13 protein-coding genes are annotated in these 20,408 nt (G+C 68.6%); 10 read left to right on the top strand and 3 right to left on the bottom strand.

From position 1 onward, the window contains the following. Nucleotides 1–3: 3 nt before the first annotated feature. Nucleotides 4–804, bottom strand: a complete 801-nt coding sequence (locus J7I98_RS22055) for a hypothetical protein (RefSeq protein ID WP_251021002.1) — start codon at nt 802–804, stop codon at nt 4–6. A gap of 1,063 nt (nt 805–1,867) precedes the next feature. Between J7I98_RS22055 and J7I98_RS22050 the strand changes: the two genes are divergently transcribed. Continuing rightward, complete coding sequence (locus J7I98_RS22050; RefSeq protein WP_214923161.1) at nt 1,868–4,129, top strand: hypothetical protein; 2,262 nt, start codon at nt 1,868–1,870, stop codon at nt 4,127–4,129. 167 nt (nt 4,130–4,296) lie between these two features. Here J7I98_RS22050 and J7I98_RS22045 read toward each other — a convergent pair whose 3' ends face one another. Both J7I98_RS22045 and J7I98_RS22040 read right to left on the bottom strand, forming a co-directional pair. After that, a complete protein-coding gene (locus J7I98_RS22045; protein ID WP_214923158.1) occupies nt 4,297–5,472 on the bottom strand; it encodes a hypothetical protein in 1,176 nt (391 codons plus the stop codon). Between the two features lie 546 nt (nt 5,473–6,018). Continuing rightward, nucleotides 6,019–8,325: a Helicase associated domain protein gene (locus J7I98_RS22040; protein WP_308377888.1), complete on the bottom strand. Its 2,307-nt coding sequence runs from the start codon at nt 8,323–8,325 to the stop codon at nt 6,019–6,021. A gap of 173 nt (nt 8,326–8,498) precedes the next feature. Between J7I98_RS22040 and J7I98_RS22035 the strand changes: the two genes are divergently transcribed. From J7I98_RS22035 to J7I98_RS21995, 9 genes are all read left to right on the top strand, one after another. After that, nucleotides 8,499–9,515: a TniQ family protein gene (locus J7I98_RS22035; protein WP_214923152.1), complete on the top strand. Its 1,017-nt coding sequence runs from the start codon at nt 8,499–8,501 to the stop codon at nt 9,513–9,515. Between the two features lie 401 nt (nt 9,516–9,916). Next, nucleotides 9,917–10,636 carry a TnsA-like heteromeric transposase endonuclease subunit gene (locus J7I98_RS22030; protein ID WP_214923137.1) on the top strand — a complete coding sequence of 240 codons (720 nt, stop codon included), beginning with the start codon at nt 9,917–9,919 and terminating at the stop codon, nt 10,634–10,636. Continuing rightward, nucleotides 10,633–12,777, top strand: a complete 2,145-nt coding sequence (locus J7I98_RS22025) for a DDE-type integrase/transposase/recombinase (protein ID WP_214923135.1) — start codon at nt 10,633–10,635, stop codon at nt 12,775–12,777. Before J7I98_RS22030 ends, J7I98_RS22025 begins: the two co-directional genes overlap by 4 nt. Before the next feature lie 75 nt (nt 12,778–12,852). Next, nucleotides 12,853–13,980: an ATP-binding protein gene (locus tag J7I98_RS22020; RefSeq protein ID WP_214923110.1), complete on the top strand. Its 1,128-nt coding sequence runs from the start codon at nt 12,853–12,855 to the stop codon at nt 13,978–13,980. Between the two features lie 520 nt (nt 13,981–14,500). Beyond that, nucleotides 14,501–14,950, top strand: a complete 450-nt coding sequence (locus J7I98_RS22015; RefSeq protein ID WP_214923099.1) for a Pycsar system effector family protein — start codon at nt 14,501–14,503, stop codon at nt 14,948–14,950. A 40-nt stretch (nt 14,951–14,990) separates the two neighbouring features. Further along, nucleotides 14,991–15,650, top strand: coding sequence for a Crp/Fnr family transcriptional regulator (locus tag J7I98_RS22010; protein ID WP_308377887.1), 660 nt, complete (start codon nt 14,991–14,993; stop codon nt 15,648–15,650). A gap of 165 nt (nt 15,651–15,815) precedes the next feature. Further along, entirely contained in the window at nt 15,816–16,550 is a 735-nt protein-coding gene (locus J7I98_RS22005) for a hypothetical protein (protein WP_251021001.1), read from the top strand. A 255-nt stretch (nt 16,551–16,805) separates the two neighbouring features. Beyond that, nucleotides 16,806–18,863, top strand: a complete 2,058-nt coding sequence (locus J7I98_RS22000) for a hypothetical protein (protein WP_308377886.1) — start codon at nt 16,806–16,808, stop codon at nt 18,861–18,863. Beyond that, a complete protein-coding gene (locus J7I98_RS21995; protein ID WP_251021000.1) occupies nt 18,860–19,519 on the top strand; it encodes a hypothetical protein in 660 nt (219 codons plus the stop codon). Before J7I98_RS22000 ends, J7I98_RS21995 begins: the two co-directional genes overlap by 4 nt. The last annotated feature ends 889 nt before the right edge of the window (nt 19,520–20,408 follow it).

Here is a 20,408-nt window from a genome sequence, read left to right as displayed (position 1 = left end):
CACTCACCCGACGTCAGGGGGATCTCCTCCGCGGTTCAGTAGCGCACCCAGCACGGCTACCTGGTCGCTGTCGTCGCTCAGGGCGAGCCTGAGTTTTTCCCTGATCGCTTCCATGATCGCGCCCGCCTGTCTGGGCCCGCTCTGCAAGATCCCGGCTGCTGCGGCCGGACTGTCCTCCAGGTAGGACAGGAGAATCCGCTCTTGCGGGGAAAGCGCCTGCCAGATCCACTCGGCCCGGACATCGGCGAACACCGGGTCTCTGTCCGCAACCGAGCCGAGATCCGCGGCCGCGACGGTGGGATCGATCAATGCACCGTCGTCCGCGTACAGGGTGGTGTACTCGGGCGGAGCGAGGAGGTCAAACCGGGCCTCAAGGACGCGGGCCAGGTCCTCTTCGCGGACCGCTCCTCCGGCAGCCTCAAGGACGGCGGTGAGCACTGTCATCAGTGCCTGGACCGTCTCCACTGGGGTAGGGCCGGAGTGGTTCCACGCAGTGATCCATACGCCGCGGACCTCCCAGGCTGCCCTGACCAGCGTGTCAAGATCGCCCTGCCATACCTGACCTCGCGTACCGGCGGCCAGTGCCCACCGGGGCGAGGGACCTGTGACCTTGAGGAAGCGGTCGTCCTCCTGAAGGCGCCGGGCGAACCGGCGCCGGAGCTTGCCCCGGTCCGTCATCTTGGCCTCATCGATAAGGAAGTTCCTGACCGTGGTGAAGAACAACTTTTCGAGGGATCTGTCGTCGACCGCCTTGAGGAAGCACGACGTGATGAACCGGCCGCCGGCTCCCTTCCGGTCCAGCATCCGGGTGAGGAGTTCATCGACAGCATCATCGTCCCATCGGGAATACCCCTCAGGGGGTGGAAACCCCTGGCTCCGGGTGACTTGACGGCCCACCTGACGCAGCAACTCAAGGCTCAGTCTGCCAAGTTGGCCGGTCTGCGCCAGCTCTTCGTATGCCCCGCTCAACTTCACTCACCCGGCCTCACCTACACGCGGACGGGTCGCCCGAGCGATGATCCTGCTATACACCTGGCACGGACTGGGCAGGCGCACGCCACGCCGGAATCACTCCCCCGGCAACCGCGCGACAGCTGCACAACTGACGCATCACCGGTGGGCGGTCAATTCGCGCTGTTGAGGCCTCCTGGACGGCCTCGCGGGCCCCGGCCACGAAACAACTACCCGTTCCAACTGGGGCCGATCGCCCCCACCACGCGAAGGACGCGGTCGGTCCTGGCCGATGAATCCCAAGCCTCACGGATACAAGAACACCAGGGTTAGCCCTCCTCAAGGGCCGCTGCAACGGTCGAGACACCAGGGGCTGACTGCCCTGTCGAGGCGGCCGATATGGCGGGCCCCACCGCCCTGACCAGTAAGACAGCAAGAAGATCCATAACGATTCTCGCAACACGACCAGGATTCCCGCTTCTTGCCGGGATACCAGGTCAGAGCGATACCGACCTCAAGCCAACGAAGAGCAGAGAGTGATAATCGCACCTCATGAGCCATTCTCGAATGGTCAAGATCATTCTCGCTTCAGGCGCAAAGCGCCAGCTGAAGAGCAAAAGTGAGGGACCGTCACATCGAGAACTCACAGCAGCTCGTCTGAGTCCAGGTCCTCGAGATGTTCAATCTCCCGCATGGCCGTGACACCGGGCTCCGCCGGTTGCTCGCGGTCTTCCTCACCACGGATCTCACGGACCCTTGGGGACCGTGAGCGGCAGAGATGAGGCGAGGCCTCGTCCCGGGCTCGCGTCACCGGCACCGGCCCTCCGGCCAGTGCGTTCAGGCCAGTTGACCGCGGCCGCCCGCCGCTGTCAGTGCCCGCGGCTAGGCTTCAAAGCCGGTCAACGGGGAGGTTTGCATGATCTACGGTCCGCTGACACCGGATGTGCCGCTCGGCCCGTTCGAGGGCTCGCCCATCACCGTGTGGTCCACCCAGAGCAAGCAGGCCAAACTGCACGCCACTTCCTCGTGTTCCTACCTGCGCTCCGCCCGCACCACCGGCCGGGAGGTGCAGCTGGATGCCTCGGTGGTCGCCCGGATGTGCCCGCAGTGCGGGGCATACGGGTCCTGGGCGCGGCCCGGGACGGGTCTGGCCGTCTTCCTGGACACGCTGACCGGGCTGGGCTTGCTGTACGAGCTGGACAGCTTCCGTGACGCGGACGAGGACGCCTTCAGTGACGAAGAGGTCCGGCAGGCGGCCACCCTGCTCCACCGGCCTGCTCCCGGTGCCCCGGCGGACACCGCTGCGCAGGAGGCGGAGGAGGACGAAGACAACGAGGACGCCGCGTGGGAGGAGTTGCAAGAGGCTCGGCGTGTGCGCGAGGCGGTGTTTCGTGAATGGCGCGGCGCGCTGGCGAGCATGCACCGTGCGCACCAGCAGCTGGGGCTGTTCCCGTGGTTGAGGTCCTGGGCCGAAGCTGCGCTGCAACTGAAGGCCGAACGGCTGCGCGCCGTGCAGGTCCAGGCCCGGCTGCTGGTCACGGAGGATGCGCTGCTGGGGGCGGCCGCGGCAGCCGCCATGCCGGAGCCGGATGTCCCCGCCGACGACGCGGCGTTCGCCCCGCTGGGCGCTCCTGCCGAGGTGAAGAAGCAGCTGTTGTCGCTGTGGCGGCGGTGGCAAAGGACGGTCGAGGACAGCTGGGATCCTCCGCGGGAACAGGGCTATCTCGTCCACCATCTGGCAGACGGGATGGGCAGCCGCCGCAAGGGGCGCGATCAGATGCTCGAGCGCGTGCGGGCCGTACTGGCCGAATGGGAAACTCGTGCCCAGTCGGCGGCCGGCGGACAGTACGGCGAACGGGTCCTGTTCGCGCGTCTTCCGCACGACGCGGCGACGGAACGCGACTCCCGCAGGTCGCTCCTTGACCGGCTGGATGAGTGGGAGCTGGGTGTCCTCGCCGTGTACATGGTCGACGCCGCCTGGCAGCCGCAGTCCGTCATCACCGTGCGGGTATCAGAACCGGTGGCCGCACGCCTGCTGACGCAGCATCACGGGCTCTCCTACAGCGAGATGGAGGCTGCCGGGACCGAACCGACGCCCGAGACAGCGGCAAAGCCCTCTCCTGTGGCTGAACTGCCTTTTGAGCCGGGGGTGTTCGACGACACTCCGGTCCGCGGCAGGCGCCCGGTCACCCGCACCCACCTGCGTGCGCTGCGCGCCGCGATGCGGGACGCGGAGCAGCTGTACGTCGTCTTCTCCGTCGACGCCGGCCTCGAGGTCGTGGCACTGAGCGTCCTGGATCAGCGCTGCGCCGCGGGATGGCAGGGCGTCATCATCGCGGGCGCCAGTGACCTGCCCGACGCCCTCTTCGACACCCGGCCCGCCATTCCCGGCCAGGACGCGCCGGAAGACGGGGAGATCTGGCCCGAGCGCATCTACGATCCGCATCACGAGGCGTTCGGTGCCAGTCTGGGTGTGGCGCAAGGTGAAAGGCTGCTGGTGCGGCTGTGCGCGGGACGCCAAGACGTGGGCCACGCACTGCGGTCGCTGGCCCTGGCGCGCGGCATGGCCGACCTGCGCGAGTTGGAAACTGCCGGGTACGACGACCGGGGGCTTGCGCGCCGCCCCTTCGCCTCTGCGGTCTGGCACGGTCTGCTGGCCATGGAACAGCTGGACCTGCACCCCTTCGAACCCGACACCGACACCGGATGGCCGCGCGGGACAGGTCTGCCGCTGGGTGTGCTCGCCCAGGTGCAGGTGTACACCTCCGACGCGGCTGGCCAGTATCAGGGCCGGGCTCACTCCCCGGGCTGCGCCCACCGGCGCCCGGAGCACGGCGTGGGCCGCGACGACGACCTGGTGACCCTCGAGGAACTGATGGGCAGCAAGGACTTCGACCCGTGCAGCAAGTGCGGCGGGTATGCGATACGTCGCTTGAACCAGGAGCAGGTCGCCTACTACCGCGCCGCGCACCGACTGCACCATCTTGCGCAGCAGGTGCATGCCGTGGCCCGCAAGGGTGTCGCCGACGGCTCGGATCTGGCGGCCGGGCTGGAGGAATTCACCAGCCTGGACCGTGCCAGGGCAGAGGCGTGGTTCCCGTCCTGGGAACAGGCCCGCCAGTGGCGAGAGATCGTGGACCGTCTGCGTCGTGCGCTGCCTATGCCCGGTTCGGCATAGCGCAGACCCCGTCGCGGGCAGCGGCTGCCGACTCGCCGCCCGGTGACGCCACCAACCCGCACACACAGGGCAGCAACCGCCGCACGCCTCCCCCACCAAAGGCTCCTCCTTCGGCAGGTGACCCCCCAGCCCAGCCGTCACCGGACAGGACTGGGTGCCGGCGTGCCTCACGCAGAGCTCAGCAGTACCTCTTCCAGGTCCTGCCAGCGCGGTGGCGGCGCAGCGGCAGATCGCACGACGGTGAGCAGCCGCCCGTCGAGGCAGGCATCGAAGCGGCCTTCGGCCCGCGCCAGGCGTTCCCGCACACCGACCTGGCGTGGGGGCTGCTCGCCCAGGACGGCCAGCAACACCTCGTGCCGGGCGGACCCCAGCGCGTCGGCGGGCACCCAGGTGCCGCGGACGGGAATACCCGCCAGTTCCGCATCGGCTTCGGGGGCAGTGTCGTACAGCCGCTGCGCCATGTGTGCGGCCTGCTCCTGCGGGTCGGGCGCAGGCTGCGCGCGGGACACCGCCTGAAGCGGGCCCGTGGTGGGCAGTGTGTGCATGCCGGGCAGGCTGTCGAGCAGCGGCCCCGTGTCACCGTCTGGTTCCTGCCTGGGGGGACGCGCTGGTGGTCTGCGCTGCTGCTCCCGCACGGGGAAGTGCCACTGACGCCCTTCGCCATGTCTCTGCCAGCGGGGGTCCAGCGCGCTGTCCCAGCGTCCGTCCTGGGGAAGGAAGATGTCCACGGCGACGCCGGAGCGGCCGATCCAGACCCAGCTCATGAAATAGGCGTGGTCGTGGTGGGAGGCGGACCACAGGGCAAGTTCCTGCAGCCGGCTCTTCTGCTCGGAGAGCGGCTCCTTCGGCAGGAGTGCCTTAGGGCGGCGGTGCCGGCCCCGGGCCTCCCCCGCAATGCGGCCGCCGGGCAGATGAAACAGCAAGTCCGGGCGGATGCCGACGGCCCGGTAGTCCGTCAGCATGCGGCCGGGCAGGGCATCGAAACTGTGCAGCGCATGCGCGGTGCTGTCCCAGGCGAACAGCGCCTCACTCGCCGCTGTCAGCATGCCCAGGCCTGAGCTCTCGGTGACGAAGCCTCGGATGTGCCGCGAACTCGCCACGAACGCCCGGTGGTCGACCTGGAGCGGACCGCCCGTCCCGGGAGCATCGAGATAACTGGCAAGGAGGCGGACCTCGAGCTGCTTGGTCCGGTAGTCGAGGACGCGGTTCAGGTCGCAGGCGAGCGCGTTGATGTGGATGAGCCGAGCCAGTCCCACCGGCAGAACGCCCTGCCCGACCTCCGTGACGGCCACCATCGGCCCCTGCACCCGGAACTGCCACACCCGGACCCGTACGGTATTCACCTTCGTGGTTCCTCTCCGCGTTTCCGTCACGCCGCGCAGTGCAGCCCTCGCATGGCGCTCGGCTCTCCTTGGTGTGCAACTCCGCGTGCTGCCGGGGCATTCACATCATTCCGGTGACATCGTGGGCAGCGGTCGCCTCCGCCGCCCGTCATTGGGGACACGCGCGCGGGGGCAGTGGCCGACGTGTCGCTCCAGCAGAGAGTAAACCGTTGAGGGGCTGCGCCTCGGTGCCGGACGACGGTGGTGCCGGGCCGGACCGCGCCGGGGGCTTTCAGCAGCAGGTCAGTGCGGCGGTACAGGCCGGCAAAGACTGCGGCCGGGCGGCTGCCCGTCGTGCTGCGGACACGCAAGCCGGTCGCCCCAGTGAAGGCCCCGCTGAGCCCGTGGCCATCCCGCTCAGGCTGCCAACGCACAGGGGCGGTTCGGCCCCCGATCGGCCCGTTGGCGCCGCCCCCTCCTCGCAGCGGGGCCGATCTCCGTAGATTCACGCACGTCATTGACCAGGGGGGCCGGGGCTCGGGGGCGGGCTGGCGGACGGCGGATCGGTCAGGTCCATCGCATGTCGAGGGCTTGCAGAGCGTCCAGTTGTTCGCGGGTGAGCTGGGCGGGGGCGTGGCGCCGTTCTCTGATCCAGCGGCCCAGGTCGAGGGGGTAGCAGTCGACGGTGCACGAGTAGTTGCGGGGGACGTTGAGGTGCTGGTGGTAGCGCCAGAAGGTGCGGGCGGCGCGGAGGCCGCGGGCGAAGGCCCAGGCGGATGCGCCTCGGGGCCGGCGCAGTAGGAGGGCCAGGGGGTGGTCGAAGGGGAGGGCGCCGAGCAGGTTGTGCTGGGTTTCGGTGAGGGTGCCCAGACGGTCGATCTGGTCGTCGAGCCAGCGGGTGAGGGGGCGGTCGTCGCTGTCGGGGCTGAGGTCGGGAAGGGTGAGGTCGCCGCGTCGGGCGGCCTTGAGGGCCTTCGCGTAGGTGCGTTTCCACTCTTCTTTCCATCTGGCGGCCCACCAGGGGTAAATGTCGTTGAGGGCCTGGTGGTAGCAGTACGGGAGAGTGCGTTGGTGGGCTTCTCGGCGCCGGTCGGCGACCCACCGGCCCAGGGGAATGCCTGCGTGGTGTTCGTTGGTGCGGGGCGCGAGGTGGCCGTGCTGGGCGGTGTAGTCGCGGGCGATGTCGAGTTTGTATTCGATGCTGCGGGGCGGGTGCTGCCAGGTCATGCCGAGTGCGGTCAGGCGTTTGATGCGGTCGGGCAGGAGCATGCGGTTGGCGCGTAGGGAGCGCTGCTGGCCGATCCACCAGCCCAGGTAGAAGCGGTCGGAGGTCATGTGTCGGCTGGCGACGTCGAGGTTGCCGTGTTCGGTGTGGTGGCGCTGGGCCTGTTCGAAGCCCATCTCCCAGACCTGGTTGGGGGCATCGACGTGGTTGAGGCCCAGGACGGCGAGGATCTCGTCGACGCGGATGGGGTGGGCTGCGAGTTCGGGCTCGGTGGGTTCGCCGTCCCCGTTGAGGTATTCGACGCGCTGGAAGACGTGCTCGTCATAGACGCTGAGTTCGATGAGGACTTGATAGATCAGGTGGAATCGGGTGCGCCGGGTGGCGTGCCCGATGTCCTCTCCCGGTGCGGTGTAGACGGGGATGATGATGGTGGAGATCTTGCCGTCGCCGGGGGTCTGGCGCAGGGTGCGGCCGACGGCCTGGACGATGTCGATGGTGCTGGTCTTGGGGTGGGCGAACAGCAGGGAGTCGATGGCGGGGATGTCGATGCCTTCGGCGCAGCAGCGGCAGTTGGTCAGGACTGCCCGGCGCGGCTGGGTGTCGGCTGGGTGGGTGGAGAGCCGGGCGTTGCGAAAGGCGGAGTAGTTCTGGTAGCGGACGAAGGAGTTCTGTTTGGAGTTGACGGTGTTGACCTGGAGCCGCGACGGGTCATAGCCGGGCATGCGGGCGGCGGTCTGCGGCAGTGTTTCGGCGCAGGCTTCGGCGGCCGCGATGCAGGGGTGGAAGGTCAGGGTGCGCCTGAGGTCATAGCGCTGCTGGGCCACCAGGAGAGCGATCTGGGCGGCGGCGGCCCGCAGTGCTTCGGCGGTGTAGCTGTTGACGCCGCCGCACAGGCTGCGGCGTAGCTCTTTGTCGGTGATCGTGATGACGGCGATGCGGTAGTCGGCAAGCAGGCCTTGCTGGATGGCTTCGGCCATGGAGAGGCGGTAGACGACGGGCCCGTACAGGCTCTGGTCGTCCATGGAGGCGATTTCGACATCGCACCCGCCGTTCGGAGCCCTTTGGCGGTCGAACTTGCGGAATGTGGCGGTCATGTAGAGGCGATGGCGGGCGGGCAGCGCGTCGTTGTCGTGGACGGCGCCCCAGGCTTTGTCGAGGCGGCCTGCGGTGTGGTGAGCCTCGTCGGCGACGACGACGTCCCAGTCCGGCAGGTGGTAATCGGCGTGTGCCTGGACAACTTTGTACAGCGACTGGTAGGTGCAGAACACGTTGAGAGGGCCGTCGACGTCTGCGGCGACCTGAGCGAGGCTCTCGGGCGTGTTGAGCACCGTCATCGTCTTGGCCAGGGAACGGCTGAGGGCCTCGTCGGGCGAGCAGACGCCCAGGTAACGGCCGGGGCGTCCCTCCCTGTGCCAGAGCGCCGCGGTCTGTTCCAGCAGGGCCTGCGAGGGGACCAGGACGAGAGCCCGGCCATGGGGCGCGGTCTCTTGTACGGCGTGGAGACCTACGTGGGTCTTGCCGGTTCCGGTGGCCATGGTGCTGGTGACGCGGGTGGCGCCTTCGGCGAAGCCGGTGACGATGGCGTCCACGGCCATGTCCTGGTGACCGCGCAGCGGTGTCTTGAGTCCGTTGAGGGTCAGGGTTGCCACGCGTTGTCCTCCCCCGGGTGTCATGGCAGTCCTCGCCCCGAGGGTGAGGAGGTTTTCGAGGTGCCGGGGCCGGGGCGGGGCAGGTTCACTCGAAGGTGTTGTCGGGTCTTGACGGCCTGCGTGAAGCGGGCCGAGTGTCCTGGTGGGGCGTGCTGTGGCGGGGAGGAAGTCCCATGGACTTGACGGGGTTGCTGGGGCCGAGCCGTCCGCTGCCGGTGCAGGTGCGGCCGGTGGGCGGGGAGTCGACCGGATCGTTCGTGCGGCGGCTGGGGCGGGCCAACGGTCTGAACCTGGCCTCGTTCCTCGACCGTGTCGGGCAGGGTGAGGCGTCCCAGGATCCGGACCAGGTGGAGAAGTATCCGCAGTACACCGAGATGAAGGTGAACGCGGCGGGCCGGAACTATCTGTCGGTGCTGTCGGGCCTGGATGTGGGGCTGCTTCAGTGGGCGTTGCCGTCACTGGCGGATGACCTGCTGCTGCCCGGTACAGGGCCAGCGGTGTGGCAGTGGCCGTGGGAAGCGGAGGGCGGGCATCTGGTGCCGTGGTGCGCGTCGTGCGGACACCAGCGGCAGGTCAGTGAGCGGGTGTGGTTGATGTCGGCGGACAGCTGGCAGGTGTGCGGCCGGCATCTGCGGTGGATGGATGACTCGCGCAGCACCGATCCGGAGGCCGTGTCTGTGGCCTCGCTTGCGGAGTGCGTTGCAGCGCACCGGGACAGGCTGCGTCTGCAGGGCAAGTTCAAGTCGGCCGGCGAGGAGTTGTTCGCCGATGCCTGTCAGGTCATGTACCAGTGGTGGACGTATGCGCCCGACACGCTGGTGTGGGTGCAGCGTGCCTGGACGGCAGGGCTGGAGGCCCGTTCGGCGCGTGCTGTACCACTGGTCGTCTTTCCCGAGGCGGTCAAGCTGGCCTGGTTGATGCTGCGATTCGAGCAGGCGGGGCTGCGCATGCCGCAGGACCGGGGCAGGTGGCTGGTTCGGGTGCAGTGTCAAGCGGACGTGTGGGGTGTCGACTTCGCCGCGGGCAAGGACGCCCTGTTGCAGTGGCTGGAGCGCCACAGCCGTCCTGCTGCGACGGGTGCGGGAGCCGCCACGGCAGGGCGGCGGCAGCTCGTGCTGGCGGAGCGGCACAACCGGATCGCGGCTCGTGTGGGCTCCCTGCAACAGCGCTCGTGCATGCCTGGCGCATGAGTCCTCAAGGGGATGCCCGCGAAGGGCAGTGCGGCCGGGGGCGTCGCGGCATCAGACAGAACTCTCCCCCGCCGCCGTGCGCACAGACCGTCGCGCAGGCAGCATTCGATCGGAGCAAGCCTGGTGGCCGAGTTCAGCAGTCCCCTACTCGACGCACGCTGCCAGATGGAACCGTCCCGCGCAGTTGACTGGCCGGCTGCTGGACGGCATGCGCTCTGCGGGGTGGACGGCTTTTCTCCCCGCCCGCCGGGGATCGCCCGGCGGCAGAAACCCGCTCCTGGGATACGGCACCATCGTCGCGGATCTGTCAAGAGCATGCCCTCGAACGGAGGAACTCTCGCTGCTGGCTCGCTGTGCGCTGTCGGGCAGCGGTCACCCTGGGATGAGCGGGGAGGGTTGCTATGCGTGAAGTGCGGGTGTGCTATCTGGATGAGTGTGAGCAGTTGGTGTCGGCGGCACCCGCTGCTCTGGTGGGGGTAGCGCTGGAGGAGCGGCGTCCGCCGAGCGAGCCGGTGGCCTTTCACGGTCGTCCCGGGAAGCTGTCCGACTGGTGGTGCGCCACGACCGGTGGGCATGTGGTGTGCGGTTCGCTGCGGCGCCGTCGGGTGGCGCTGGAGCTGGACTTCGATCCGGAGATCGCCTGGATTGGCGGGGAGCCGGTGGAGCTGCACTGGCAGGGCGCGCGGGGCAAGCGGCGCTGGCGCCCGGATTTCGTGGTGCGCACAGTCACCGGGGCGCGTGAGGTCGTGCTTGTGGAGCCTGAGAAGGACGGCCCCCAGTGGCGGGAGGATCTGGAGGTTGCGCATCAGGTCGCGGCGGCGGCCGGCTGGCAGGTGTCGGTGCGGCGGGTGCCGGAGGGGGTACGCCTGGCCAATCTGGAGTGGGCGGCCGACTACCGCCAGCCGGTGCCGGTGCCGGTGGCGGCCGCGGAGCGGGAGGCGGTCGAGGAGGCCTTTCGCCGGGAATGCCCCATCGGTGAGGGGGCGCGGGCCAGTGGCGTGCCGTATGCGGCGGCGCTTGATCTGGTGTACCGGTTGGTGTGGCAGCGCCGTCTGGACATCCACTGGGAGCGTCCCCTGATGCCCCGTGCGACGGCGTGGCTTGCTGGTGGAGCGGCATGAGCGGGCCGGGCGTGTTCACACCGGGGCAGGTGCGCCTGGGCGACCGAGTGATGTGGCAGGGCGTGGCCCACCAGGTGGTGGCGTTCCACGGTCCGGCTGCTGTGCTCCTGGCCGAGGAGACGTCCACGCCGGTGGAGGTGCTGTACGCGGCGATGGTCTCCGCGCCGGGCTTCGCTGTGCTGGATGGTGACAACTCCCCCGTTGCGCCGGCTCCGATGCCCGCAGTGGATGATCCGCCGTCCAAAGCCCAGCGCAAGCAGGCCGCGCGGTGGCATCGGCATATGAAGGAGCTCGACACCGGCGTGTTGCCGGGCAGCAGCGAGGCCCGGCCGGGGTACGAGCCGGGAGTGACGACGCTGGCTGAGCGTTATGCGTGCAAGTCACGGGAGTTGGCGGCTGCGGGGATTGAGATCAGTGCGAAGACGCTGGAGTCGATGCGGCTGAAGTGGAAACGGGCGGGCGAGAATCCGTTGGTTCTGATCGAGCGGCGCTCCCGCGAGAGCGGGCATCGCACGGACCCGCGGGTCATCGAGATCATGCGGGACGTGGTGATGGCCCACAGCCGCGGGTCAGGGGTAGACATCCAGACCATCTGGGAGGAGGTGCTGGATGTCGTCCAGGAACGCTTCAAGGCGGAGTTGGAGGATCCGCAGGAGGCGCAGCGGTTGCTGCTGAAGCGGGCCACGTTCTACCGGCGGATGGAGGACACCGGGCTGGCTGAGTATCTGGCCGCCCCCACGCGGCGGCGTGCGCAGCGGGCGAGCAAACCGCTTCCTCCCTACCGGCCTTCCCATGCGCTGCGGCCGGGTGAGGTGGTGCAGATCGACACCTCTCCGCTGAAGGTGAAGGCGCTCGGGGACGACGCCCAGGTCGTCTCGGCCGAGTTGACCTCGGCGATCGATGTCGCGTCGCGCTCCAACTGCGCTGTCATGGTCGTGCCGGTGGTCACCGGGGAGGGCTCGCCGGGCAAGCGGATCGGCGGCCGGGCGACCCGGGCATTCGACCTGGTGCTGCTACTGGCGCAGTGCTTTGCCCCGCTTGCCTGGCGTCCGCACTGGGATCCGCTGGCGCTGGCCGCCAACTCCGCGCTGCCGTTTGAGGACCTTCGGGAGGCGGATGAGCGGTTCGCGCGCGCGGTTGCGGCGCGTCCGGTCATTCATCCGCGCACGGTGATCATCGACCAGGGCAGCCCCTACTTGAGTGATCATTTCAAGTATGTGTGCGACATGCTCGGCATCACCATCCAGTACGCGCGCAAGAACACCCCGACCGACAAGCCGCTCAAAGAGCGGTTCTTCCGCACCCTGGGCAGCCGGTTCAGCCAGCACGTGGCGGGCTGGACCGGCACCGGCTTCGCCCACCGGGGGCTGGGGATCGACAAGGGGCCCCTGTATCCCATCAACACGCTGCAGGACCTGGCCGAGCAGTGGATCGCCCTCGACTACCAGCAGACGCCGCACAAGGGACTGCGCAGCCCGTTCACCCCGGGCCTGATTCTGTCGCCGAACGAGATGTACGCGCAGCTGATGCCCATGACGGGCTACCGGCCGCGGCCGATCACCGCCGAGGAAGCACGCAAGCTGCTGGTCCCCGCCTGGGTGGAGATCAGCGACAAGGGCATCACCATCGAGAACCGCACCTACCAGGGTGCGGACTGGCGGATGCGGCTGCTGATCGAACAGCGTTCCGGGATCACCGAGCACAACGACCGGTTCGAAGCCCGCTACAACCCCTACCACCCCGAAGTGGCCTACCTCTTCGACCACGTGTACTCGCAGGAATGGGTTGAGGTGGAGTTCATCCACCGGGGTCTGCTCGACGACCGGTGGACGCAGGATCTGTGGGAGCGGGCCACCGCGATGGTCGTGGACGACGGGGGCCGCAAGGACGACCAGCTGGCGATCGTCAAGGCGTTGCGGGCTCTACGCCGCTCACTGCGCCAAGGCCCCGGAAAGGCGCAGAAGTCCGCTCCCAAAATCCCGTTCCAGGGGCTGGAAGTGGCCGCAGAGCCCGAGCCGGTGGTGAACCCGTATGCGGGAGTGTCCATCGACATCGAGGCGGTCGCCGCCTATCCGTCTCTGCCCGTCGCCGGGCGGGAGAGCGACCGGCCACCGGCAGCAGACAGCACAAATTCCCCCTGAGCGGACACCGCCCACCGGCCCACCGGCCGTGCCCGGTGGGCACCACTGCCCCGCCCCGTCCCCGAGGAGGACACTGTGGCAACCTCCACCGCCGCACGCGCCACCGCACGCGCCCAGCAGGAACGACAGATCCTGGACCAGGCGCGGGCCGCACCGATGGCGCCGCGCTGGATCTTCACCCTTCAGGGCTGGGACGCCTACGTCCACGAGATGATCCGGCGCCCCGACCTCGCGGACTCCGCCCCGCCCGGCACGCCTGTCACCTCCGACGATCCCCGCCTGCGCTACCACGGACATCTGCGGCTGGTTCCCAATCCCCCATTCGATGCGGCGCTGTTGAAGGCGCACCGGCTGCTGCTGGTCAACCGCAACCGGCGCGAGGGGTTGATGGACCGGGTGATCGACGGGCCGCCCGGCACCGGCAAGACCTTCCTGCTGCGGGCCATCGGCCGGGCACTCCAGAAGTCCGTCGAGGAAGTGCACCACGACCGGATCCCCGTCGTGCACATCACGGCCCCGCAGGATGCGGACAACCTCGTGAACTGGGTGTGGGAGATCGCCGAGTTCCTGGGCCTGACCCCGGCGCCGGTGACCGAGGACGAGGTGCGCCAGCCCAGGCGCACGCCCGATCTCTCCCAGCCTGTGCGCCATGTCCTGGGGCGGCGCTGGACCCAGCTGCTGCTCGTGGACGGCATGCAGCGGGTCCACCCGGACCAACTTGCCCCGGTGCTGCACTACTTCGACCTCCTGCGCGAACAGCTCGGCATCACGACCATCTTCTGCGGTACCGGTGCCCGCGAGATCCTGCGGGCGGCCCGTGTAAAGACGGACCGTCTCAGCGAGGCACAGCAGGGCCTGAGCCTGCGGGTCCCGATCATCGACGGCCCAGGCGGCACGGAACACAAGGTGCTCCCCCAGGCGGATCCCAGCCGGCTGCCGGTGACCTGGCTCGACCCCATCCCGCTGTACAGCGGCGACCAGGAGACCTGGCCGAGCGTTCTGCGCGGCTTCGAAGAGGACCTCTGCTTGCACCGGCTCTCTCCCCATGCGCTGGTCGGGGAGTACGAGTACCTGCACAGCCGCACCGGCGGCTATCTCAAGCTGCTGTCCCAGCTCATCTGCCAGGCGGCCATCACGGCCATCGAAGACGGCATCGAAGACATCACACGGGACCTGCTAGAGGACATCGACATCGGCGGCTGACCCCTGGGCAGGCAGGGGGCTCGCTCACTCCCCCGGCACCGTGCTGCTCGGCACAGTGGAGGGCCGTGTCGGCGCCGCCCGCGATGTCGCCGGCCCACAGCGCCCATGCGCTCGTATCGAGTCCGCTCTCCTTGGCGAAGTGCCCTGTTCGGGCACCGGGCCGCGCGGCGGGCCGGCACCTGATGGCTGAAGCCGTGCCGGTGCATCAAGTTGGACGGCGCTCTCATTGCGCACGGGCGGTTCCTGCTCTGCCCTGTTTGCCCAACGGCTTTGCGACAGGCCGCATCGACGATGGAAGCAGCACCCCTGTCAGGCGCCCTTACTGCAGGACTCACTCTTGCGTGACCTACAACGCCCGGGTGGTGCCCGTTGGTGGGCACCACCCGGTAGGAGAGCAGAGCACAGTCGAGTCATCGGCGCGGCGGTTGGATTCGCCTGGAGACGCAAGGGGGCGCTCGTGGACAGAAGGGCCGGCGGCGTGGTGGGGACAGACGGGCAGCAGGTACTGCGACTGCGGGCCATGGCTGCCGACATGGTGGTTGAGTTGCAGCGAGCGGATGCCAAGGCCACTGCTCTATGCGGGGCCGCCGGGGGACTTCTGACGGCTGGCGTGGCGATGTTGTCCGGTGTGGATGCCCCTCGGGGCCTTGTTGTGGCATTGCTGTTGGCGTCGTTGTTGCTAGCAGCGGCGGTGGGCGTGGCCCTGTGGGCTCTTCGTCCGGTGCTCCCCCGGGCCGGCGCGTCTGGCGAGCTGCTCGGGTTGCGGCGGGGAGTGGACGCCGGGCCGCTGGTGGCGTCGTTTGCCGAGATGAGCTGTGCGAGCCAACAGCACCTGGAAGAGAAGCGGTTGTCGGTGATGGCTGTTCTGGCGCGGCGGAAGTTCCGAGCGATCCGTCTTGCGGTCGATCTGGTGGTGGTTGCCCTGGCGATGGCCGGAATTGGGCTGTTGATCACCTACATGCCATGTTGAGACAATCCGGATGTGAGGGGCGCCACACCTGGGGGGGACTGTGTATCAGCCGCATATCACGGTGATCGGTGAGCAGTTGTGGTCTCAGTTGCGTGATCTTGCGCCGCGGAGGGTGCGGCCGGCGCGCAGCATGCTGTTACGGCAGGGCGATCCCGGGACGCATGTGATCCTTCTGGATTCCGGTTCCACTCTCGTGACACTGACGGGTCAGAGCGGGGAACGGACGCTGCTGGCCGTGCGGGGGGCCGGTGAACTGCTGGGTGAGCTGGCGGTGCTGGACTCCCAGCCTCGCTCGGCGTCGGTCATTGCGGCGGAGACCTGCTTTGTGCATATCGTTCCGGCCGCGGACTTCCTTGCTTTCGTGGACAAGTACGACTTGCTGGCGCCGTTGCTGCGGCATGCCATCGCCCGCGTGCGTGAGGCGGAGTCGGTGCGGCTCGAGCTGGCCACTGCGTCGGTTCCTGCGCGGCTGGCCTCGGCCCTGACCCGCCTGGCGGACGTCTCCTCCGCAACGGCACGCGAGCTGTCGGTCCGTCTTACGCAAACAGAGCTTTCCCAGATGATCGGTGCCTCCCGCAACGCTGTCGGTGCCGCTCTCAGGCCGTGGCGCGAGCACGGCTGGCTGGACACGGCTCCCGGCGGGGGGCTTGTCGTCCGCGACATCGCGGCCATCCGAAGGCACGTCCGCGCCGAAACGTGACGCACGGCATCACGGTGGTGCCCATTCCTGGGCACCACTGCCAGAAGGTCTAAATCAGCATGGCACCTGTTGTGACCGCCATGACTGAAAGGCCCGGCTTCCATGGACTCTTCTGTCCTTCCGGACATCGATGTGCCGCAGGAGCATGCGCTCCTGGTCGTCGACATGAAGGACTACAGCCAGCTTCCCGAAGCGAAGATGGCTCCGATCCGTGCCGACCTGGATGACATCATCCTCAACACGGTCTTCCCACAGAGCGGGCTCGACGACCCTCGATCGCGGGAGGGCGCTTACCGGGACACCGGCGACGGCGCCATCTGCGTGGTGCCGGCGCGTGACACGGCACGGCTGGTGGATCCGCTGCTCGGCCACCTGAACGCGGCGCTCTCTCGCTACGATCAGACGCGGCTGCGCGGCGGATCTGCGATCTGGGTCCGCGTCAGTGTCCACGTCGGTCCCCTCTCGTTGCCCGACCACCGGGGCGACGCCATCAACGAGGCGTGCCGGCTGGTCGACAGCCAGGCAGTGCGGCAGGCCATGACCGCAGCGACGAAGCACGGGGCCTACATCGCGGCCGTCCTGTCAGGACCGGTATTCGACCGCACCGTGCATGCCGGGCGCACGCCGAACCTGCAGCACACGCACTTCCTGGCGGCTGTCGCGCGTGTTGAGGGCAAGGAGGGCTTCGAGCAGCCCTGCCAGCTCCATATTCCAGGGATGACGGCCGAGACGCTGCAGCACTACGTCACCGAGCTGCCCCAGACCCCCGACGCAGTCGCGGCTGATCCGCCGCCGGCCCCTGCAGGCTCCGGGACCACGATGCATTTCCTCGGGTCCATGAAAGACACCAACGTCATCGGCAGCGTCGGCACCTACTACCACAACAGTCCTGGGCGCTGACCCCCGCACTCAGCACCCGCCACACCCATCTCACAGACGAGGCAGTGCATGTCAGAACAGGGTTTCGGGCCGTTAGGGCCCAGTCACTCAGACACCCCCCGGTCCGGTGAGCCGGAGCCGAATGGATCCGGCGGCTGGCGGCCGCCGTGGTGGCGACAAGGACCGGACCGGACGGACGAATTTCCCCCGAGCGGCGTGCTGCCGCAGGGCTCCGCGTCGGAAGGCCCGCACGCGGGCGGAGGCCCGGCTGATGCCGTGGCGGATGTACTCCTCACCAACGGCGCCGGCACCCATCTGTACGGCAAGGTCGATGTGGTCGCAGGCAACATCAACAAATTCGTCAACCAAACACGCAAGCTCGACCTGCTGGAGGGCGTGCGGGTCGATCGCGGGGAGGTCCTGAGCCAGCCCTTCGTCTGCGAGGGGCAGTGGGCCGAAGCCTGGCGGCAGGCACTCGCCCCGGAGGCGCCGCGGCCGCGGCAGCGTGTGGTGATCGTGGTAGCACCCCGTGCCTTCGGCGCCACGACCTTCGCGTTGCGGCTTCTGGCCGAGCACACCGACAGTGCGACCACGCTGGTCAAGCTGGATTGCGACTGGAGTACCCCGAGCCAGGGCCGGCTGCCGTTGGAGGAGGAGCACGCCTACCAGCTTGACCTGAAGGATCCCGAGACCGACCGGCCGTCGGCCGATTTCCTCAATGCCCTCAGCACTTTCGCCGACCACCTCGGGGCTTCCCGTTCCTATCTCGTGCTGACGGTCGCCCAGGAGCTCTGGGATGACCGGCTGACCACCCGCAAGGGCGTGCAGGTCGTGTATCTCACCGAGCCCCCGGATGCCCAGCGGGTGGTGGAAACCCATCTGAACGCGGCCGGGCACGCGCCGCTCGTCGCCGAACTCCGCTCCTTCCCGATCGCCAGGGCCTCACTGCGGGGGCTGCACGCTATGGCAGCCGTGCGCGCCGCGGGCACCATCGCCATGACGTGGCAGGAGCACAGGCGCCTGCAGGACGCGCGCACCTCAGCGGCCCTCCACCGGTCCGCGCCGGCCGACGCCGATCTCAGCCTGGAAGACCGCATCACCGCAGCGCTGTCGGACTGGAGGGATCACCTCGACCGGCTCTTCGGTGAGGTGGCCACCACTCACGACGCCGCCAAGGGCTCCCTCACGCTGGAGGACCGCTGCCTGCTACTGGCCCTGGCCGTGCGCCAGTCGGCTCCCCTGCCGGCTGTGGCCAGCACCGCGCGCGCCCTGCAACAAGCCCTCATTCCGAAGGACGCGGGCAACAAGTCGGACCTCTCCCCCGCTCAGACTGTCTTCGCCGGCCGCGGACTGCGCCGCCGTATCCAGGACGTCGGCGCCGACGTCGGCTCCCACGACACTGTGCTCTTCGACCGGCCCGCCTACGGCCGGGCCATCCTCGAGTACGTCTGGGACAACTACGAGGTCATGCGCGAGGCGATGCTTGCCTGGCTCGTGCAGAGCGCCGGCGGCGACAGCGCAGCCGATCTCTCGGTTGCTGCACTGTCCACCCTCGTCCTGCGCCACGGCACGACCGCCCACCTCAACGCCCTGGGCGCCATCGCCCGCGATTCCCACCCCGACCTGCTCAGCAGCATCTTGGACGTGGCCGTCCACGACGAACACGTCGGACGCCTGGCCTGGGACGTTCTGTACCGCTGGGCCGAGCAGAAGCACTATGCGCCCACCGTCATCTCCACCTGCCGCCGCGTCCTGCACGACGACGCTGCCAATGCATCAACGGCAAAGAGGGCCATCGTGCGGCTGCGGCGCATCGCGCACACCACAAGCGAGCCGGACCTCCGCCGCGACGTTCTCAAGGCCTTCGAAGAACTGGCTGGTCGGCCCTCAGGCACCGCCCGGCTGGTGGCTGAAGTCCGAGACTGGCAGGAGTCTCAAGCATCCCCGAAGAGCGGGAGTCTGGCGTTTTTGGCCCTGATGCCCGTCCAGGACGACAGCATGCCCTGGCTCATGTCCGACAGCGCACCGGGCATCGACGTCCAGCGGGCCTTGCAGGACCTTCTCAGCAGCCCGGACACGACGGCCGAGATCGTCCCGTACCTCACCGGATGGATCCGCATGTGCGCGCCCGACCCCGCCTCCTACGGCCGCCTGCGCGACCAGCTTCTGCCGGCCCTGCGCGGTCACAACATGTTCCACGCTGGCATGGAGCTGATGAAGGCTCTGGCCGACGTCACCACGCCCCAGGGCCTCAACGCCGGCGAGGACTTCTACCAGCACCTGGTCGATCACCGTCTGCAGCCGGTGTTCACTCTCACAAAGGCTCCGGCATGAGGTGGCCCTGGCAACGGGCGGTGCGCACCACCACCTGCCCGCTTCCACGGCTGCTGGCCAGCGCGACCCCCGGCATCGCATTCGAAGCCGTATACACACTGCGCTGGCGTCCCATGCTGCGCCTACGCCCCAACCTCGACGACCTCGTGCGCACCGACATCCATCAGAAGGCCGCCGAGACTGCGGCACGCTGGGACGCCGCTGATCTGCCCGCTGCCCAGGACGCCCTGAACGCCTCTTTGGGCGCTCCGCACGAGGGCAACCGCCACTACCGGATCCTGGCAGCCCAGGCGGTGTTGCGTCTGGCGCCGGAGTCCCGGGAACATCTCGCGCAGCGCACAGCGGACACCGAACGCGTCCGGCGCCTGCAGTTCCTCAAGACACAGCTCTACGACCACCCCGGCCTCGTCGTGCTCGACCGCCTCGAACGCCATCCCGGACGCCTCCCGGACGAGGAGACTGCCGCGCTGCAGCGCCTGGCCCGCACGATCAAAGCCTGTGACCAGTGGTGGTATCCGATGCTGGAGCAGTGGGAACGGCTCGGCGACGGCTTCAGCGACACCGACAAGCAGCAGCGGGCGATGCTCGCCCTGCTCAACTCCGTCACCGCACTCAACGGCGGCACTCCGCCCGCGGCGCAGGCGCACGCCAACTGACGTCCATCACGCGGCCCTTGGCACGTGTCGAACAAGGACTCTCACCGTGAAGCTTGTCCTTTGGAGAGCCGTGCTCTCCCCCCTGACCAGTCTGCAAGCCCTGCTCCTGCAACGGCGAAGCAAGATACCGCTGTCCTACGACACGGCCTGGCGGCAGGCACGTATGCTGCGCGCGCCTGACGAAATGGTCTACCGGCTCCACGGACACCAGGCCGACCCCGATTTACCCGATGCGCCTGGCCCGGACCGCTCCTCCGCCCCAGACGAGGCGGGACGCAACGATGCCAGCGGCTCACGCTGACCTGCTCCGTTGCCGAGCAGAGGGGGCACCCGCTGCCATGATCCGGCAACCATCACCCCTGCGTCTCAGCGAAGCACGTGTTTGTTTCCTGCTGCCCCTGCCCCCACCGAATCCACGACACCGCACGCCCGCATCAGGGGTCAAAACAGCCGCCGTTAGTCATGCTTCGGCGTGGACAGCGGTGTCGGACGGTTCGGCGGCGACGATGAGGACTGCTCGCCGTGCCCCAAGGACACCCTGTTTGTCGAGGGGGCATTGGAACTGCCGTGATCCACGAGACGTCCTTCACCTCGTGTGTGCGGTTGTCTGGTGCTGTTGCTGGGAAGTGGCGGCACCAGTGAGGGGAAGGACAGGGCATGTCAGGTGGGCGGAACGTTGCGGTGACGGTTGCTGCCGTGCTGGTGATCGTCTCAACCCCGGCTTTCTGGCTGCTCAACGGGCCGGACACCGGGCAGCTGGTGGGTGCCTCGGTGCAGGCTGCCACGGGCGTGTGTGCCTTGCTGTGGGCCTGGCTCCAACCAGCCGCCGAAGCACGGGACATCGCCGCGCGGACGGGGCGAGCTGAGGCGAGTGGCGGCGGAAGCGCCC

The sequence above is a fragment of the Streptomyces sp. ISL-98 genome, from assembly GCF_018614055.1.
GTDB lineage: Bacteria > Actinomycetota > Actinomycetes > Streptomycetales > Streptomycetaceae > Streptomyces > Streptomyces spiramyceticus.
The sequence above is the reverse complement of the archived record's forward strand: the minus strand, read 5'-3'. Positions and strand labels throughout refer to the sequence as shown.

What these genes read in the sequence shown, in the direction of transcription:
- J7I98_RS22055 (WP_251021002.1), bottom strand. Translation starts at nt 804, where the DNA reads ATGCTGGACCGGAAGGGAGCCGGCGGCCGGTTCATCACGTCGTGCTTC.
- J7I98_RS22050 (WP_214923161.1), top strand. Translation starts at nt 1,868, where the DNA reads ATGATCTACGGTCCGCTGACACCGGATGTGCCGCTCGGCCCGTTCGAG.
- J7I98_RS22035 (WP_214923152.1), top strand. Translation starts at nt 8,499, where the DNA reads ATGGACTTGACGGGGTTGCTGGGGCCGAGCCGTCCGCTGCCGGTGCAG.
- J7I98_RS22030 (WP_214923137.1), top strand. Translation starts at nt 9,917, where the DNA reads ATGCGTGAAGTGCGGGTGTGCTATCTGGATGAGTGTGAGCAGTTGGTG.
- J7I98_RS22025 (WP_214923135.1), top strand. Translation starts at nt 10,633, where the DNA reads ATGAGCGGGCCGGGCGTGTTCACACCGGGGCAGGTGCGCCTGGGCGAC.
- J7I98_RS22015 (WP_214923099.1), top strand. Translation starts at nt 14,501, where the DNA reads ATGGCTGCCGACATGGTGGTTGAGTTGCAGCGAGCGGATGCCAAGGCC.
- J7I98_RS22005 (WP_251021001.1), top strand. Translation starts at nt 15,816, where the DNA reads ATGAAGGACTACAGCCAGCTTCCCGAAGCGAAGATGGCTCCGATCCGT.
- J7I98_RS21995 (WP_251021000.1), top strand. Translation starts at nt 18,860, where the DNA reads ATGAGGTGGCCCTGGCAACGGGCGGTGCGCACCACCACCTGCCCGCTT.